Origin of the sequence: Jatrophihabitans telluris, from assembly GCF_023516435.1 — a bacterium.
Taxonomy (GTDB): Bacteria; Actinomycetota; Actinomycetes; order Mycobacteriales; family Jatrophihabitantaceae; genus Jatrophihabitans_A; species Jatrophihabitans_A telluris.
This window is the reverse complement of sequence record NZ_CP097332.1, coordinates 411,240-428,328: the sequence shown is the minus strand read 5'-3', so window position 1 is coordinate 428,328 and position 17,089 is coordinate 411,240. Positions and strand designations below refer to the sequence as shown.

Genomic DNA, 17,089 nt, shown 5'->3' with positions numbered 1-17,089 from the left:
AGCCTCCGGCCTCGGGCGCGGATCCGCGGACGGCGGACGGCGGACGGGGCGGGCGGCGATCATGACGGCAATCTCCATCCTGCGGCGAGAGCTTTCTTCTTCAAGGCGGGCCACTCGGCCGCCTCCGCCCCGGTGAGCGGAGCGGGCGGGCACACCGTGGCCACGAAGGGCGCAACGGTGAACCGGGGCGCCGTGAGCTGCGGCGGCGTGGTGAAGTCGAGCACTTCAGCGAGATTGCGAGCAGCCCGGTCCCGCGGGGTGAGTGGCGCCAGGTTCCATCGCCATTCGATCATCCGCAGGATCGAGGTGTGGTCGTAGGTGTTGTGCGCGACGTAACGCCTGCGCGCCCGGGGCGAGATGACCAGTGCCGGCACCCGAAAGCCGCGCAGGGCGGTGGTGGAAGAGACGTCCGGCGCGGTGCCGGGCGCAACGTGGTCGTAGAAGCCACCCCACTCGTCGAAGTTGATCACGAGCACCGTGTTGGCCCAGTTCGGGCTGCTGGTGATGGCGTTGTAGACCTGGTTGAGGAACTGTTCCCCGGCGCGGATGTCCGCCTTGGGGTGGTCGTCGCCTGAACTGCCCGATGCCTCGTCCTCGAAACGCGGGTCGACGAACGAGACCGCGGGCAGTGTGCCGGCGGCGGCATCGGTGAGAAAAGTTCCGAATGGCCGCGAGATCGGCAGGTACTTGGTTCCCCACAAGGCGGTGAACGGGATGTCGGAGAAGTAGTACCGACCACTGACTCCGGCGGCGGCAAGCCGGTCCCAGATCGTCGGGATGCTGGCCGTGACGGTCGAGTTGTGCAGCCGGTCGGTCTGCGCGGCGTGCTGGTAGAAACGGTTCGGATAGGTCTCGGCCATGACCGCCGAGAAATAGCTGTCGCATACCGTCCAGGCCGGCGCCGCCTGGCCGAGGAACGCCAGGTCCGGCTGGGCGTAGTACCCGATGGCCAGAGCGTCGTTCTCGCCGGCTTTCAGCCAGCCGTCGCAGCGCCCGTTGTTGAGTTCGATGCGGCCGCCCTCGTAGGAGTGGTCGGGGTCGTTGTACGCGCAGCTGGCGAAATCGGTCAGATGATGGGTCGCGTGCTCGAGGCCGTAGCGGTCGGTGAACGTCAAACCGGCCTGCCGTCCGTTGGCTCCGGGAAGCCAGCCGAGGAAATGGTCGAAGGATCGGTTCTCCATCATCACCACGACCACGTGCTCGATGCCGGAGGCGGCCGGAGCGGGCAGGCCGGCCGGGACAGCGGTTGCGGCGCCGGTCGTGCCGGCCACCGTGGCGTGCGCACCGCTGCTCGCGGCGAATGCGCCGACGCCTGCCGTGGCAGCGGCGGCGACGGTGGCGGATGCCGTCAGGAATCGTCTACGCGAAAGGCTCACAACCCCACTTAACTACCGAGCCGGTGTCGGGTGACGGTCCGGCCCGAGGGGTTCACCCGCTGTTCACCGTCCGTACCGAGACGTCGGGGTTCACAGGTCGACGTGCGACCCCATGATCACCGTGCGGTCCAGCGGTAGTCCGAAATAGTCGGCCGGGTTCGCCGCGTTGTGGGCGAGGCCGATGAAGATCCGCTTCCGCCAGGTGCTCATCCCGGGACCGTCGCCCCGCTGGATCATGATGCGCGACAGGAAGTACGTGGCCTGGTCGGGATCGATGTCCAGTTCGCTGTCGTCATCCATCGACCGCACGCGCCGGAGTGCATCGGGCAGGTTCTGCTCGTCCTGGAAGCCGTATCGAACGGTCACGTGGACGATTCCGTCGTCGGCGTAGTGCAGGTTGTCGATGCTCAACTGCTCCGAGGGAGCGACGTGGGGCACGTTCTCCGACTGGGCCGAGACGATCACGACGTGCTCGTGCAGGACGCCGTTGTGCTGCACATTGGCCCGTAGCGCCAGGGGAGTCGTCTCCTTCGTGGGGTGCGGGAACACTGCCGTTCCCGGGACCCGCATGATCGAGTGCTCGTTGACCTTCTCCACGAAATCGGTGAGCGGGCCCTCCAGCGCCACGCGGCGCAGCGTGACGATCTCCCGGCCCCGCTGCCAGGTCATCATGACCGTGAACACCGATCCGGCGATGAGCAGCGGCAGCCAGCCGCCGTGCAGCACCTTGGTGAGGTTCGCGGAGAAGTAGGTCAGTTCCAGACCACCGAAGCCCACCCCGGCGAGCAGGATCTTCCAGATCGCCCACTTCCAGAGCGTGCGGGCCACGACCAGGAACAACAACGTGGTGATGATCAGCGTGCCCGTGACCGCAACCCCGTACGCCGTGGCCAGCCGGGCAGAGGACCGGAAGCTGACCATGAGGACAAGAACCCCGCCGAAGAGCAGCCAATTGACCGCGGGGACGTAGATCTGCCCGCTTTCCACCGTCGATGTGTGACGCACGTTCAGGTGCGGCAGGAAACCCAGCCGGACGGCCTGGCGCGACACCGAGAACGCGCCGGAGATGACCGCCTGGGACGCGATGACCGTGGCCATCGTGGCCAGCGCGACCATCGGGATCCGTGCCCAGCCCGGCACCATCAGGTAGAACGGATTCGTCGTGGCGGACGGGCGGTTCAGGATCAGGGCGCCCTGGCCGAGGTAGTTCAGCATCAACGACGGGAACACCACGGCGAACCACGCGCGCCGGATCGGCGGCCGGCCGAAATGGCCCATGTCGGCGTAGAGCGCCTCGGCCCCGGTGATGGCCAGCACGACCGCCCCCATCGCGATGAAGGCGGTATAGGGATGGTCGGCGATGAAGGTGAAGACGTAGGTCGGCGACAGGGCCTTGAGAATTCCGGGATGCCGCGCGATCTGGGGCAGACCGAGGATCGCCAGGATCAGAAACCACAGCACCATGACCGGTCCGAACAATCGTCCGACCCGGTGGGTCCCCCAGCGCTGAACGGCGAACAGGATGGCCAGGATGGCAATCCCCAGTGGCAACACGGCGTTGGCCAGTCCCGGTGAGGCGACCTGCAGCCCCTCGATCGCCGACAGCACCGAGATCGCCGGGGTGATCACGCTGTCGCCGTAGAACAGCGAGGCGCCGAACACGCCCAGCGCCATCAGTGCGGCCGTCCAGCGACCGTTGGCTCCCAGCGCGCGACGGACCAGAGCGGCCAAGGCCATCACGCCACCCTCGCCGTCGTTGTCGGCCCGCAGGATGAACACCACGTACTTGATGGAGACGACCACCGTCACCGACCAGAAGACCAGCGAGATCACGCCGTATACATCGCCAGGTGTTGGCTTGACCGCACCGTGGTCGATCGAGAACACCGTTTGCAGGGCGTAGAGCGGGCTGGTGCCGATGTCGCCGTACACGACGCCGAGCGCACCGAGCGCCAGGCCCAGCCAACCGGTCCCGTGCGAGGCGGGATGGGTGATCTCGGGGACTGCGTCCCCGTTCGGGGGCTGCTCGGTCTCCACCTCGGTCATGGCGTCCAGTCTGCCCGTCCGTACTGGGCAGGTGATCGTGCGGGGCACCGTTGTCGGCGATCCGGCAGGATGTAGCCATGGCAGACAGACTTGACTCGACCGTCGCTCTCGTCACCGGCGCCAGTAGCGGAATCGGCGAGGCCACCGCCCTGGAACTGGCCGCGCACGGAGCAAACGTGGCGATCGCCGCACGGCGACGCGACCGGCTGGACGACCTCGCCGAGCGCATCCGGGATGTCGGCGTCGACGCCCTGGTGCTGGAGACCGACGTCACCGACGAGGCTTCCGTCCGCGCGATGGTCTCCGAGACGGTGGCGCGCTTCGGTCGTCTCGACACCGTGGTGGCCAACGCCGGCGTCATGCTCCTGGGGCCCGTCGAGAACGCCCCCGTCCAGGAGTGGGAGCGGATGATCGATCTCAACCTCAAGGGGCTGCTGTACACCGCCCACGCCGCGCTGCCGCACCTGCTCGCGGCGGCGGAGTCCGAGCCCCGCAACGTCACCGATCTGATCCTGATCAGCAGCGTCGCCGGGCGGGTCGCGCGACTGGGCAACGGTGTGTACACCCTCACCAAGCACGGCGTCGGCGCGTTCGCGGAGTCATTGCGCCAGGAGGTCACCAAGCGCCACGTCCGGGTCTCGCTCATCGAGCCGGGTGCGGTGGCGACCGAACTCGCCTCCCACAACCGTCCGGAGATCCTCGCCGCAACGCAGGCGCGGCTGGCAGGCGTGGAGCGGCTGGAGGCCGTGGACATCGCCGAGGCCATCAGCTTCGTCGTCACCCGGCCGCGCCGGGTTGCCGTCAACGAGGTGCTGATCCGGCCGACCGAGCAGGAGGGTTAGGCACCTACTCGGCACGCCCGGGGTCAGATGCGATTCGGGCGGCGGATGATGTATTTGCGGAAGGGCACGCCGTCGCCGCCGCACAATTCCCCGTCACGGCGCTGGAAGTGCATCAGATCGTTCGGGTCGGCGAGGATGAACGTCTCCCCGCACAGCGCACACCGGGCCTCGCTGGGTTCGTTGGCATTACGCCGGTACGGCCCGTCGGTCATCGAGTTCCTCCACCGCAAGCGGCTCGTCTACGCCGACCGCCCGTGGACAGGGCATGGCTCGGCACTGGTGTCATCCGAATCGGCCGGCCGGCCGGCAACTTGAGGGCAGCCCGGCAACCGGCTGCGGCTACCCTCACCCAGTACCGACCGAAGGGGGTCCGCCAGTGGCTACCGCGCAATTCGGCATCTTCGCCGTCGGGACGTCGGCACACTGCTTTCTCGAGTTCAGCCTGAAACCGGGGGTGGATCCGCAGACGCTGGCCACGGCGATCGCCGACATCGAGGAGCCGCACACCACGGTGGGCGGCGCGAACCTGGTCACCGGTCTGCGTCCCTCGCTCTGGTCGGGCCTGGCTCCGGACGACATGCCCGCCAACACCGAGGACTTCGCCGCGCCGATGGTCGGCCCGGGACGCTTCACGATGCCCGCGACCCAACGCGACGCCTGGGTCTGGGTGTCCGGGGCGGCTCGAGATCTCGTGTTCGACATGTCCGCGGCGATCATCGACCAGCTGCACCCGGTGGCCGAGGTGGCCACCGAGGTGACCGGGTGGTCCTACCGGCACAGTCGTGACCTCACCGGCTTCGAGGACGGCACCGAGAACCCGCCCCTGGCTGAGGCCGGCGACGTGGCCGTCGTGCCGGACACACTTCCCGGCGCCGGCGCCTCGGTGGTGCTGGTGCAGCAATGGGTTCACCACACCAACTTCTGGAACAACCTGCCGGTGGCCGAGCAGGAACGGGTGATGGGCCGGACGAAGCTGGATTCGGTCGAGCTCGACGACGCCGTCAAACCGGTGGACTCCCACGTCGCCCGCAACGTGATCACCGACGACAGCGGCCAGGAGCTGCACATCTTCCGGCGCAACGTGCCCTACGGCACGGTGACCGATCACGGCACGATGTTCGTCGGCTTCAGCTTCGACCCGCCGCGGATGACCCGGATGCTCGAGCGGATGGCCGGCATCGAGGACGGCGTCCGCGATGCCCTGACGCGGTACACCACCCCGCTGACGGGCGCCTACTACGTCGTCCCGTCCGTGGAGTCGTTGCGGGCCTTCGCGACACCGAGCCAGGACGACTGACCCGGCGACCGTCGGGAAGTGTCGCCCGGGCCTGCTAGACAGAGCGGGTGAGTTCCACCGATCCCGACCGAGACGCCTTGCGAGCCGAAGCCCAGGCACACCTGGAAGCTTTGGCGGGCCCGAACGCAACGCTGCGCGCCGATCAGTGGCAGGCCATCGAGGCGTTGGTCGCCGACCGGCGCCGAGCCCTGGTCGTGCAGCGCACCGGATGGGGCAAGTCGGCCGTCTACTTCATCGCCTCCGCCCTGCTGCGGGCCCGGGGCGCGGGTCCGACGGTGATCGTCTCGCCGCTGCTGGCCTTGATGCGCAACCAGATCGCCGCCGCCGAACGGGCCGGTATCCGCGCGGCCACCATCAACTCGACCAACCTCGAAGACTGGCAGGCCACCTACGAGGCGGTGCGGGCCGGCACGGTCGACGTCCTGCTGCTGTCCCCCGAGCGGCTCAACAACCCCGCCTTCCGGGACGAGGTTCTGCCGTCTTTGGCGGCTTCCTGCGGGTTGCTGGTGGTCGACGAAGCCCACTGCATCAGCGATTGGGGCCACGACTTCCGGCCCGACTTCCGGCGACTGCGCACGCTGCTTCCCGAGTTGCCGCTCGGCGTGCCCGTACTGGCCACGACCGCGACCGCCAACTCCCGGGTGGTCGACGATGTGGCCGACGTCCTCGGGCTCGGTCACGCCGACGTCCTGGTGCTCAGGGGCAGCCTGGCCCGCGAGTCGCTGCGTCTGGGCGTCCTGCAACTGCCCGACACACCGCACCGCCTGGCCTGGCTGTCGGAGCGGCTGCGGGCCCTGCCGGGCTCGGGCATCGTGTACACCCTCACCGTTGCGGGCGCCGGCGACGTCGCGCAGTACCTGCGCCAGCAAGGGCACGCGGTCTCGGCCTACTCGGGCCAGACGGAACAGACCGAACGGCTCGCCGCCGAAGAGGACCTGGTCAACAACCGCGTCAAGGCCCTCATCGCCACCTCCGCTCTGGGCATGGGGTTCGACAAGCCGGACCTCGGCTTCGTCATCCACTTCGGGGCCCCGTCGTCACCGATCGCGTACTACCAGCAGATCGGCCGTGCCGGCCGGGGGGTGGACGACGCCGAGGTGGTCCTGCTGCCGGGTCCGGAAGACCAAGCGGTGTGGGACTACTTCGCCTCGGTCGGCTTCCCCTCGGAATCGCTGGTCCGCCGCACCCTCGACATCCTGGCCGACCACGACGCTCCGGTCAGCACCGCCGCGCTGGAGCCGCTTGTCGACCTGTCCCGCACGCGCCTGGAGTCGATGCTGAAGGTCCTCGACGTGGACGGGGCGGCCGAACGGGTCCGGGGCGGCTGGCGGGCCACCGGCAAGCCGTGGGACTACGACGCGGACCGCTACGCCAAGGTCGCCGCCGTCCGCACTGCTGAACAGCAGTCGATGCGGGACTACCTGTCCACCACCCGGTGCCGGATGCGCTTCCTGCGCGAACAGCTCGATGACCCGTTCGCCGAGGACTGCGGCCGCTGCGACAACTGCACCGGACGCCCGGTCGCCGCGGACACCGACCCCGACGCGGTGACCGCCGCGGCCGACGTGGTGAGCCGACCGGGAGTGGTCATCGAAGCCCGGCGGCAGTGGCCGACCGCGCTGCCGAGTCTGGGTGTGAACCTCAAGGGCAAGATCGCTGCGTCGGAGCAGCCCGAGACCGGCCGGGCCATCGCCCGTCTCACCGATCTCGGCCACGGGCAGCAGCTGCGCTCGTTGCTGGCCGAGCATTCAGCGGACGGGCCGGTTCCGGATTCTCTCGTCTCCGCGGCGGTGCGCGTGCTGGCCGACTGGGATTGGTCGCAACGACCGGTGGCGGTGGTCGCGATCGGCTCCCGGCGTCGCCCACAACTGGTCGGCGACTACGCCGCCCGCATCGCCGGGATCGGCCGGCTGCCGCTGCTGGGCACCGTCGAGCACCTCGGCAATTCTTCGCCCGCGCGCAGCAACAGCGCCCAACGGGTGCTGGCGGTTCACGACGGTTACCGGCTTCCCGCCGAGCTGGCGGCGGCGCTGTCCGGGGATTTCAACGGGCGGCCGTTGCTCCTGGTCGACGACATCAGCGACTCGGGCTGGACCATCGCGATCGTCGCGCGGCTGCTGCGCCAGGCCGGAGCGGGCCAGATCTATCCGTTGGTGCTCGCGCTGGCCGGGGCCGGATGAGGCAGAGTGGTATCCGTGAGTGCTGAGCCATCGATCATCCTGGCTGTCGACGGCAACTCGATCGTGCACCGTAGCTTTCACGCGCTGGCCGCTACCGGGCTGCGGTCGCCCGATGGCCGGCCGATGTGGGCGGTCCGGGGGCTGCTCAGCCAGCTCGTCACCGCGGCCGAACGCGTGGGCCCGGCCGCCATCGTGGTGGGCTTCGATGATCCCGACTCCAGCCGGCGCCGGGATCGCTGGCCTCAGTACAAGGCCCACCGGGTCGACAAGCTCGACAGCCTGGTCGAACAGTTGCGGCTGGCGATCGAGGTCCTGAGCGAACTCGGCCTGTGCGTCGTGGTGCCTGACGGACTCGAGGCCGACGACGTGCTCGCCTCGACCGCCGCCCTCGCGCGCGGCCTCGGTGCGCGAACCGTGGTGATGACCTCCGACCGCGATTCCTTCGCCCTCATCGACGACAACACCAGCGTGCTGCGCATCATCAACGGCGGTGTGGAAGCCTCCCCGATGCTCACCCCGGAGCGGCTCGTGACGCTGACCGGCGTTCGTCCCGACCAATACCGCGACTTCGCCGCCTTGCGCGGCGATCCGTCCGACAACCTGCCCGGGGTGCGAGGCATCGGCCCGAAGACGGCAGCAAAACTGCTCGCCGCGCTCGGCAGCGCGCACGAGGCCTTCGAAGACCTTGCCGCCGGCGGTGACCGGGTGCGATCCGCGGTGGGCGCCGGGCTGACGGCCCGGTTGAGCGAGCCCGCGTCCCGGCAAGCCTGGGAGCTCAACTGCCAGGTGATGAGTTTCAGCGCGGACGTTGCGGTCCCGCTCACGTTGGAGTCCGGGCCCGGTGTGTTGCCCGTCCCCGCCGACACCGTGCGAGACGTGTTCGCCCGGCAACAGCTTCCTTCCACCCTGCCCTACGCCTTGAGAGCGCTGGCCCACGTCGAGCAGGCCGGCCCGGCGCCGGTCGTCGCGTCCGAGCGCGTCTGGCCGGACGACCGCAGGACCTACTGGCGGGGACAGCGCTACGGCCGCCTCCCGGCCAAGCCGGAGCCGCCGAAGGCCGAACAACTCAGCCTGTTCGGCTGAGGCCCGCAACCACTCAGCGACCCTCGACCAGGGATCCGACGATCCGGTTGAGGGCGGCGAGATCGGCCGGTGACAGATCGAGCAGCGAGGCCGGCGGCTCGGCGAGGATCTGATCGGCCACCGCGGCTGCGGCCCGACCGTCGTCAGTGATCCGAACGATCTTTCGGCGGCGATCAGAAGGATGCGGCTCGCGGGTGACGAACCCTCGCCGGCACAGATCGTCCACGACCAGGGTCGTGTACGAGGCATCGGTTGCCATCTCCTGAGCCAGGGCCCGCATGCTCAGCTCGCCCCGGGCCAGCCGCCGCAGGGCCTTTGCTCGGATGAAGCTCATGCCGAGCGCCTCGGTGATTTCCGTCCTGCGCGAATGCTTGTCGAGCACGAGCGATCGCAGACCGGCCCACGTTGCGGCCGCCAGTTCCGATTCTGCCGCCGGAGGCGAAGGGGTGGTCATGCGCGAGCCTCGGCCAGCCGCGGCTCAGGCCCCTCATCGGCGAACAGGCCGGCGGTACGTGCCGTTGTCCGTCGCGCCCACGCACCGGTACTGCACAGCCCGGCCGCGAGCACACCGAGGCCAAGACCAGCCAGGATCCACCAGGCCAGGTGGGTCGCCCCGGTGAATTCGCTCTTCATGGCCGACGAGGCGGAGATCGCGGCCGAGGACATCCCGACGCTGACCACGGAACCGACCACCGCCACGCCCAACGAGCTCCCGACCTGCCGGCTGGTCGAGGCCACGCCCGCCGCCACTCCGGCCTGGGCCCGCGGCATCCCCGAGACGGCGGTGTTCGTGATCGGGGCGTTGACCATGCCGAAGCCGATCCCGAAGATCACGTAGGCCGCCTCCAACCACAGCAGCGACGTGTGAACGCTCAGCCTGACCAGGCCGAAGGCACCGACCGCCATCGCGGTCCCCGCCACGATCAGCGGTAGCCGGGGACCGCGGCTTCCCACGATGCGCCCTGAAATCGGGGCGAAGATCAAGGTCATGAGCGCCAGCGGCAGCGTGAACAGGCCCGCCTGGAGGGCGCTGAGACCGCGAACCTCCTGCAGATACAGGGTGTTGAGAAAGAGCAGGCCACTGAACGCACCGAACGCGCACACCGCGATGATGGTCGCACCCGCGAACGGGGCACTGCGGAAGAAGCGAAGCTCGATCAGCGGGTCCTCTCGCCGGGGCTCGTAGCGGATCAAGACTGCGGTTGCGGTGGCCGCAAGGGCGAACAGTGCCCAGATCAACGGGGATCCCCAGCCGCGCCGAGGCGCTTCGATGATCGCGTACGTCACGGACAACAGCGCCACGATGACCAGCACCTGGCCAACCGGATCGAGACGGCGTGCCCGTGGCGCCTTCGACTCCGGGACGAAGATCGCCGCCAGCACGAACGCCGCGAACCCGATCGGGACGTTGATCCAGAAGATCGATCGCCATCCGATGGTCTCGGTCAGCAGGCCGCCGGCGACCGGGCCGATCCCGATGCTGATGCCGATGACACCTCCCCACACCCCGATCGCCCGCGCCCGCTGTCTCGGATCGGTGAACACGTTGGTGATGATCGACATGGCAACCGGATTGAGCATCGACCCGCCCACGGCCTGCAGCATGCGGAAGGCGACCAGCCAGCCCAGGCTCGGCGCCGCGCTGCACAGTAGCGAGCCGACGGTGAAGAGCACCAGACCGGTCTGGAAGGTGCGGCGGCGGCCGAGGCGATCGGCGGTCGAACCCGACAGGATCAGCAGGCTCGCCAGCACGACCGTGTAGGCGTCGATCGTCCACTGCAGGCCGGACAGGGACGCGTGGAGATCGGTACGGATCGAGGGCAACGCGACGTTGACGATCGTGTTGTCCATACCGACGATGACCAGGCTCATGCAGCAGATGGCCAGCACCAGCATTCGTCGGCGTGTAGACAGTTCCGGCACGAGGCTCCCCAGATTGTTTCGCTTACCTAATAGTACAACTGATACAACGAATCAGGTCAGCGGGGAACCGGGCGTGCGGACCGCCCGTTGAGCGACCATGCATGTGGCGGGACGGCGGCCTTTCACGTCCGCGGCAAGGCTCGCCGTGCTGTTCGTAGCCCTGGTGTTCCTAGCCCTGCTGTCCGACACCGATCCGGGCTACGCGCCCGCGGCCGCACCCGGCCAACTGGTCTCCTCGATCACCAGCCACGATGTGATCGTTGCGTCCGTCCTGCGGGCGGTGTCCTCGTCCGTACCGGAACCAACCGACTTCACTTCGGCCGGTGACGTGCTTGCGGGCGTACTCCTCGCGGGGCTGGCCGGGGTCATCCTGGCCGCGGCGCGTGACCGGCGTCCGCAGCTCCCGGGCCGGACCCCCTGCGCCGTCGGGAGCCGGGCTCCGCCGGCCTAGCCGTTACCCGTCCTGCCTGCCCCGCTCACGGAGAGGGGGTGAGGTCCATGGACAGCGGCCTGGAATGGCACCGATTGTTCTTCGCGTGCGCGCTGCTGTTGGCCCTGTTCTGCTATCCGGTGATCGTCATCTGGGCCGACGAGCGTAAGAAGCGCCGTCGCGACCCGGTCGATCCACCGGACTGACCCACCACACCGGGCGTGCGGCGTCGGGTCCGCCGCGGTGGCGGAGCCGGCGCCGCACGCTCGCCGACGGCAGCAGCACTCGTCGACGGACGGCGGTTCGGGACTGCCGTGGCACGGCGACGGCGCCTAATCTGGAGCCATGGCCGAGCGACCGCAGTTCTCCAACTACCGCGAATTCTTCCCGTACTACGTGGCGATGCACTCGCGGGCCGCGACCCGACGGCTGCACTTCGCAGGCACGGTGACGGGTCTGTCGGTCGCCATGATCGGCCTGCTGACCGGACGTCCGAGACTGCTGGCCGCGTTTCCCCTGATCGGCTACGGCACCGCGTGGCCCGCGCACTGGCTCATCGAAAAGAACAATCCCGCCTCGTTCGGTCACCCGGCATGGTCGCTGCGCGGGGACCTCGAGATGGTAGGATACATGCTGCGCGGTCGCGACCGGGAACTGACGATCATCGCCCGTGACTACTTGCGGGCGCACCCGGACCAGCGCACGCGGGCGAACTGGCCGGGAGGCGGCCTCCGACTGGCCGCCTGAGCAGCGGGAGGTAACCCGGCTGAGCAGCCGGCGCAACCCGACTGATCGCACCTACCCGACTGACCGCACCTACCCGGGTGCCGGCCCTACCAGCGCGACGGACCGCTGATCTCGCGGACCGCGGGACGGACATCGGCGAGGTACACCGCACAGGCGGTCGTGCCCACGTAGAACAGGATGTTCAGCGCTGCACCCACCCCGTTGAGGGCGAGCAGGATGCCGACCAGGGCCGAGATCCCGGTGATCACCATCCAGGCAGGCTTGGTCAACTTTCCGGCGGCGGGAAAGGCGGGGGCCTTACGAGAGGCACAGTCGGCGAACGCCCAGACCATCAGCACCACGACAGCCCAGCTCAGGACGAAGAGCAGCCAGTACTCGAGGTGGTTGATCGCCAGCATGCCGTCAGGGTAACCAACCGCGCGCGCTCGTCGCTCGCCGCGAGGCGTCCGAGGGAGGACAGGTTCGAAGACTTCAGCCGGTCCGCGCGTCGAACGCCCGAGCTGAACAGGCCGAATCGCCGTTCAGAACAACCGGTCCTGCATTCAGGCCGGAGCGTCGCCGGCCTTCGTCGGCGCCTTCGTGGCTGCGGTCTTGGCGGCCGCCTTCCTGGCTGCGGTCTTGGCGGGCGCCTTCGTGGCTGCGGTCTTGGCGGGCGCCTTCGTGGCTGCGGTCTTGGCGGCCGCCTTCGTGGCTGCGGTCTTGGCGGCCGCCTTCCTGGCTGCGGTCTTGGCGGGCGCCTTCGTGGCTGCGGTCTTGGCGGCCGCCTTCCTGGCTGCGGTCTTGGCGGGCGCCTTGCGAGCCGGCGCCTCGACCGACGCTTGCTTTGCGACGCTCGGACTGGTGACGGTCACGACCGGGGTACGTGCCGTAGACGTGCCGATCGGGCTGACTGACCTCACCGCACCCAGGGCCTGGTTCACGACCGGCGACACTGTCGAGGCGTACGTGTCGGCAACCTGTTCGAGCAGTGGAGCGATCGCGGTCTCGGCGACCCCGACGAGCTTGCCCAGCCGCGGGTCGTTCTTCAGGTCGGCGAAGGTGGTCTCGCCGCGCGCGCTCAGGCTGGCGTAGACGTTCTTCGCGAGCGCGAGGTAACCCTCGCCGGTGTCCTTGGCCAGCTCGGGTAGGTCGAGTGATCGCAGCTGCGCGGCCGCGGCAACGCCGGCTTCGACCTTGCCGCGGAGCTCGCCCACCGTGGCCCGGGCCTCGGACTGGGCCTTGGTCAGGCGCACCTTTCCGGTCTCCTGCGCCTTGAACAGGGTGGACAGTGTCTCGGCCGGCAGGGTCTCGGCCCGCTTGCTCAGACTGCCTGCCACGGTCTCGAGGATGAGGTCGACGGCGCCGAGAGCGGCGAAGGCCGTCTTGCTGCCGGCAACGGCTGAACCGGCGTGGTTACGGGCGTCGGTGAGGATCGACATGATCATTCCTTGTCTGTCGGGTGTTGATTCGGGTGTCGGTACGCCCTCAGGGCGCAGGGCGAACGGGCGGCGCAAAACCGCCTGCTGGTTCGGCTTCTGACGTCGGCTCCGTCCCGTGGGCGTTCTCGCGGCGGAACGACTCGTAGATTTCGATGAGAACGGATTTCTGGCGTTCGGTGAGCATTGGCTCGGCCAAGATCGTGGCCACGACCTCGGAGTCACCGATGCGGTTCTCGAGGATGCCGGCGCGGATGTAGAGCTGCTCGGCCGAAATCCGCAGCCCCTTCGCAATCTGCTGGAGGATCTCCGCACTCGGCTTGCGCAGGCCCCGCTCGATCTGGGACAGGTACGGGTTCGATACCCCGGCCAACTTCGACAGCTGGCGCAGCGATACCTGAGCCTGCTCGCGTTGCTCACGGATGAAGTCGCCGATCGTGCCAACCGTCAGGGTGGGCAACTTGGCCGCGTCCTTGAGCTCGTCCACGTTCACCCCTCCACGATGACGTCCTGCGCTAGCAATTGCAAGCGGGTTGCTAGCAGACGAGGTGAAATGTGAGCGCCCTCATGTGAAGTGAGCGCTCACAACCGAGTACGGGAGAGCAACAAGGGCAACGTCAACGCGGGCGGGCGAGCAACAAGGGCAACGTCAACGCTGGCGGGCGAGCAACAAGGGCAACGTCAACGCTGGCGGGCGAGCAACAAGGGCAACGTCAACGCAGGTGGGCGAGCAACAAGGGCAACGTCAACGCGGGGTCAGTACAGCTGGGCGTCCGTGAGCGGGATCGTCGGGGTGGCCGGGAACCGCTCCGGTGACGGGGCTGCCCCCGCCTGCACCAGGAGATCTCCGATGGCCGCGATCATGGCCCCGTTGTCGGTGCACAACCGCATCGGGGGGACCCGGAGTTCGACGCCCGCCTCGTCGCAGCGTTGCTGGGCCAGCGCTCGGATTCGCGAGTTGGCCGCGACGCCCCCGACGATGACGAGGGTGTCCACCTCCATCGCCCGACAGGCCCGCAGCGCCTTGAGCGTGAGCACGTCGGCGACCGACTCCTGGAACGACGCGGCGATGTCCTCAACACTGACGCCGGCGGCCGGTCCGCGCTCCACGTAGCGGGCCACCGCGGTCTTCAAGCCCGAGAACGAGAAGCCCAGGGCGTCATCGCCCGGCCCGGTGAGCGGACGCGGGAACGCCACCGCCGCCGGGTCGCCCGACCGGGCTGCACGGTCGATCGACGGGCCGCCCGGGTAGGGCAGACCGAGCACCCTCGCCACCTTGTCGAACGCCTCGCCGGCCGCGTCGTCGAGGGTGTCGGACAGGTGCACGATCGGGATGCGGACCAGATCTTCGACGAGCAGCAGTGAGGTGTGGCCACCCGACACGATCAGCACGACACACCGCGGCGGCAACGGCCCGTGTTCGAGGGTGTCGGCGGCGGCGTGCCCAGCCAGATGATGCACCGCGTACAACGGGACGTCGAGAGCGAGCGCATAGGCCTTCGCCGCGGCAACGCCCACGTGCAGGGCGGTAGCCAGGCCAGGCCCGGCCGTCACCGCCACCGCGCCGACGTCGGCCAGAGAAAGGTCTGCGTTGTTCAGCGCCTGGCGGACCGTCGGAACGAGCGCGGAAACATGCGCCCGAGCAGCGATCTCCGGTACGACGCCGCCGAACCGGACGTGCTCGGCCATCGACGAGGACAACGCGTCACCGAGCAGCTTGCCGTTCTCGACGAAGCCGACACCGGTTTCGTCGCACGAGGTCTCGATGCCCATGACGATGGTCACCGGGCCAGTCTAGTGAGGGCGCGTCCTGCTCCGAGCCACTCGCGGACACTCCCGTGTCGACTCCCCGGGTCGACCGCGCACGGTCCGCCCTAGGCTGCTCATCATGACAATCTCGTGGGGCATCATCGGGCCGGGCCGGATCGCCGCGAACGTGGCCGGCGACTTCGCCCAAGTGCCTGACGCCCAACTGACGGCCGTGGCCTCCCGCTCGCCCGATCGAGCCCGATCCTTCGCCGCCGGGCACGACATTCCCACGGCCTACGGGTCCTACCGGGAGCTGATCGACGCGCCGGACGTCGACGTCGTCTACATTGCCACTCCGCACCCGCAGCACCACGCGATCGCCGTTGCGGCCCTGCGCGCCGGCAAGGCCGTCCTGGTGGAGAAGGCGTTCACCGCCACCCTGGCCGGCGCGCAGGACATCGTTGCCGTCGCGCGCGAGACCGGGGTATTCGCGATGGAGGCGATGTGGACGCGCTTCCAGCCCGCCGTCGCCCGGGCCAGGGAACTGGTTGCACAGGGCGCCATCGGCGAGGTCCGCTCCGTGCAGGCCGATCTCGGAGTGACCCGCGACTTCGACCCGTCCGACCGGATCTTCGCCCACGAGCTGGGTGGGGGCGCAACGCTGGATCTCGCCGTCTATCCGGCGTCGTTCGCCCAATGGTTCCTGGGAAATCCCGATTCGGTCACCGCCTGCGGTTCCCTCGAACCCTCCGGGGTGGACGCCGGGGTGAGCATCCTGCTCGGCTACGACGACGGCCGCAACGCGACCCTCATGACGTCGCTGCACAGCCCGATGCCCGGGCACGCGCGGATCTTCGGGACCACCGGCTGGATCGACGTCCGCCCCCGATTCCACCATCCCACCGAGATCGTCCTGCACCTCGGCTCGGAGGAACCACAGTCGCTGGTGCTGCCCCCGACGGGCAACGGCTACGCCCACGAGATCGCCGAGGTGACCGGATGCCTCGCCGCCGGACGCACCGAGAGCGCCATCATGCCGCTGGCCGACAGCGTGGCCGTGCAGGCCATCCTGCAGCAGTGCCTCGACCAGCTGGGGGTGTCCTTCGCCGAGGACCCGGACGCGCTCGGGTGAGCGCAACGCTCGAGCGACGCACCCCGTTCCGTCCGGACTGGGCATCGGTGGCCGTCATCGCCGCCGGAGGAGGGCTCGGGAGTCTTGCCCGCTACGGCGTGGCCACCGCGTGGCCGGTCGAGGCGGGCACGATCGCGTGGAGCACCCTGGTCATCAACGTGTCCGGGTCGATGCTGCTCGGGCTGCTGGTGGTCGCGGTCACCGAGATCTGGCGCCCGCACCGGCTCGTCCGACCCGGTCTCGGCACCGGGCTGCTGGGTGGTTGGACCACCTTCTCGACCTTCGCGGCGGAGAACCGCGCGCTGCTCGCCGATTCCCACCTGGGCACGGCGGTCGCCTACGCGGCGCTCAGCGTGCTCGGAGGTGTCGCGGCGGCGGCCGGAGCGATGACGCTCCTACGGAGGCTCGAACCTCGGCTGCGGGTCGCCAGGACCCATGAGGGCGTCGATCCGTTCGACCCGGAGCTGCCGTGACGGCGTTGTGCGTGTTGCTCGGCGGAGCGATCGGGGCTCCCGTCCGCTACCTGGGCGACAGCTACCTCAAACACCGGCTCGGTTGGGCCTTCCCGGTAGGCACCCTTGCCGTGAACCTCGTCGGTTGCCTGATGCTCGGGCTCGTCCTCGGCGCGGTGACGGGCGGTTCGCTCGGCGGCACCGGAAAGGCCTTGCTGGGAACGGGATTCTGCGGCGGCCTGACCACCTTCTCTGCGTTCTCGGTGGAGACCGTCGAACTGTGGCAGGGTCGCAAATCCCTGCTCGCCGTGGGATACCTCGCCATGAGCGTCGTCCTCGGCATCGCCGCAGCCGCCGCCGGCTACACCTTCACCCGTTGACGTTGCCCTCGTTGCGAGCCAAACCCCGTTGAGGTTG

At 69.0% G+C, this 17,089-nt stretch carries 19 protein-coding genes; 10 read left to right on the top strand and 9 right to left on the bottom strand.

Annotated elements, in window-relative coordinates:
- Nucleotides 1–59 precede the first annotated feature (59 nt).
- Together M6D93_RS02090 and M6D93_RS02085 are read right to left on the bottom strand one after the other, a co-directional pair.
- Nucleotides 60–1,376 carry an alkaline phosphatase family protein gene (locus M6D93_RS02090; protein WP_249772557.1) on the bottom strand — a complete coding sequence of 439 codons (1,317 nt, stop codon included), beginning with the start codon at nt 1,374–1,376 and terminating at the stop codon, nt 60–62.
- Nucleotides 1,377–1,466: 90 nt separating this feature from the next.
- Nucleotides 1,467–3,422, bottom strand: a complete 1,956-nt coding sequence (locus M6D93_RS02085; RefSeq protein WP_249772555.1) for a potassium transporter Kup — start codon at nt 3,420–3,422, stop codon at nt 1,467–1,469.
- A 77-nt stretch (nt 3,423–3,499) separates the two neighbouring features.
- Between M6D93_RS02085 and M6D93_RS02080 the strand changes: the two genes are divergently transcribed.
- Nucleotides 3,500–4,264 (top strand): SDR family NAD(P)-dependent oxidoreductase, encoded by a 765-nt coding sequence (locus tag M6D93_RS02080; protein ID WP_249772553.1) that lies wholly within the window; start codon nt 3,500–3,502, stop codon nt 4,262–4,264.
- A gap of 23 nt (nt 4,265–4,287) precedes the next feature.
- Here the strand turns inward: M6D93_RS02080 and M6D93_RS02075 are convergent, their stop codons facing one another.
- The gene (locus M6D93_RS02075) at nt 4,288–4,476 is read right to left on the bottom strand and encodes a hypothetical protein (protein WP_249772551.1); all 189 of its coding nucleotides are present in this window, start codon (nt 4,474–4,476) and stop codon (nt 4,288–4,290) included.
- A gap of 164 nt (nt 4,477–4,640) precedes the next feature.
- Here M6D93_RS02075 and M6D93_RS02070 point away from each other — a divergent pair, with 164 nt between their 5' ends.
- Genes M6D93_RS02070 through M6D93_RS02060 form a run of 3 tightly spaced genes read left to right on the top strand, consistent with a single transcriptional unit; the run spans nt 4,641 to nt 8,824 of the window.
- Nucleotides 4,641–5,561, top strand: a complete 921-nt coding sequence (locus M6D93_RS02070) for a Dyp-type peroxidase (protein ID WP_249772549.1) — start codon at nt 4,641–4,643, stop codon at nt 5,559–5,561.
- Nucleotides 5,562–5,608: 47 nt separating this feature from the next.
- Complete coding sequence (locus M6D93_RS02065) at nt 5,609–7,741, top strand: RecQ family ATP-dependent DNA helicase (RefSeq protein ID WP_249772547.1); 2,133 nt, start codon at nt 5,609–5,611, stop codon at nt 7,739–7,741.
- 15 nt (nt 7,742–7,756) lie between these two features.
- A complete protein-coding gene (locus M6D93_RS02060; protein WP_249772545.1) occupies nt 7,757–8,824 on the top strand; it encodes a 5'-3' exonuclease in 1,068 nt (355 codons plus the stop codon).
- A gap of 13 nt (nt 8,825–8,837) precedes the next feature.
- On the opposite strand, the gene M6D93_RS02055 is transcribed toward M6D93_RS02060, so the two are convergent.
- Both M6D93_RS02055 and M6D93_RS02050 read right to left on the bottom strand, forming a co-directional pair.
- On the bottom strand, nt 8,838–9,278 hold the full coding sequence (locus M6D93_RS02055) for a MarR family winged helix-turn-helix transcriptional regulator (protein WP_249772543.1): 441 nt from the start codon (nt 9,276–9,278) through the stop codon (nt 8,838–8,840).
- Nucleotides 9,275–10,720, bottom strand: a complete 1,446-nt coding sequence (locus tag M6D93_RS02050) for a DHA2 family efflux MFS transporter permease subunit (RefSeq protein ID WP_249772541.1) — start codon at nt 10,718–10,720, stop codon at nt 9,275–9,277. Before M6D93_RS02050 ends, M6D93_RS02055 begins: the two co-directional genes overlap by 4 nt.
- A 172-nt stretch (nt 10,721–10,892) precedes the next feature.
- Here M6D93_RS02050 and M6D93_RS02045 point away from each other — a divergent pair, with 172 nt between their 5' ends.
- The 3 genes from M6D93_RS02045 (at nt 10,893) to M6D93_RS02035 (ending at nt 11,924) form a co-directional block, all read left to right on the top strand.
- The gene (locus M6D93_RS02045; RefSeq protein ID WP_249772539.1) at nt 10,893–11,198 is read left to right on the top strand and encodes a hypothetical protein; all 306 of its coding nucleotides are present in this window, start codon (nt 10,893–10,895) and stop codon (nt 11,196–11,198) included.
- A 47-nt stretch (nt 11,199–11,245) separates the two neighbouring features.
- Entirely contained in the window at nt 11,246–11,383 is a 138-nt protein-coding gene (locus M6D93_RS02040; protein WP_249772537.1) for a hypothetical protein, read from the top strand.
- Between the two features lie 139 nt (nt 11,384–11,522).
- Nucleotides 11,523–11,924, top strand: a complete 402-nt coding sequence (locus M6D93_RS02035; protein ID WP_249772535.1) for an Mpo1-like protein — start codon at nt 11,523–11,525, stop codon at nt 11,922–11,924.
- 86 nt (nt 11,925–12,010) lie between these two features.
- Here the strand turns inward: M6D93_RS02035 and M6D93_RS02030 are convergent, their stop codons facing one another.
- From M6D93_RS02030 to tsaD, 4 genes are all read right to left on the bottom strand, one after another.
- On the bottom strand, nt 12,011–12,322 hold the full coding sequence (locus M6D93_RS02030; RefSeq protein WP_249772533.1) for a DUF2516 family protein: 312 nt from the start codon (nt 12,320–12,322) through the stop codon (nt 12,011–12,013).
- 144 nt (nt 12,323–12,466) lie between these two features.
- A complete protein-coding gene (locus tag M6D93_RS02025) occupies nt 12,467–13,342 on the bottom strand; it encodes a hypothetical protein (RefSeq protein ID WP_249772531.1) in 876 nt (291 codons plus the stop codon).
- A 46-nt stretch (nt 13,343–13,388) separates the two neighbouring features.
- Nucleotides 13,389–13,832: a helix-turn-helix domain-containing protein gene (locus M6D93_RS02020; RefSeq protein ID WP_249772529.1), complete on the bottom strand. Its 444-nt coding sequence runs from the start codon at nt 13,830–13,832 to the stop codon at nt 13,389–13,391.
- Between the two features lie 263 nt (nt 13,833–14,095).
- Complete coding sequence (tsaD, locus tag M6D93_RS02015; protein WP_347343729.1) at nt 14,096–15,112, bottom strand: tRNA (adenosine(37)-N6)-threonylcarbamoyltransferase complex transferase subunit TsaD; 1,017 nt, start codon at nt 15,110–15,112, stop codon at nt 14,096–14,098.
- 115 nt (nt 15,113–15,227) lie between these two features.
- On the opposite strand from tsaD, the gene M6D93_RS02010 reads away from it, so the two are divergent.
- From M6D93_RS02010 to crcB, 3 genes are read left to right on the top strand one after another with little or no spacing between them, the layout of a single operon-like run.
- A complete protein-coding gene (locus M6D93_RS02010; protein WP_249772525.1) occupies nt 15,228–16,220 on the top strand; it encodes a Gfo/Idh/MocA family protein in 993 nt (330 codons plus the stop codon).
- Nucleotides 16,217–16,693, top strand: coding sequence for a fluoride efflux transporter FluC (locus M6D93_RS02005; protein ID WP_249772523.1), 477 nt, complete (start codon nt 16,217–16,219; stop codon nt 16,691–16,693). The genes M6D93_RS02010 and M6D93_RS02005 overlap by 4 nt, the downstream gene beginning before the upstream one ends.
- A complete protein-coding gene (gene crcB, locus M6D93_RS02000; protein WP_249772521.1) occupies nt 16,690–17,052 on the top strand; it encodes a fluoride efflux transporter CrcB in 363 nt (120 codons plus the stop codon). The genes M6D93_RS02005 and crcB overlap by 4 nt, the downstream gene beginning before the upstream one ends.
- The last annotated feature ends 37 nt before the right edge of the window (nt 17,053–17,089 follow it).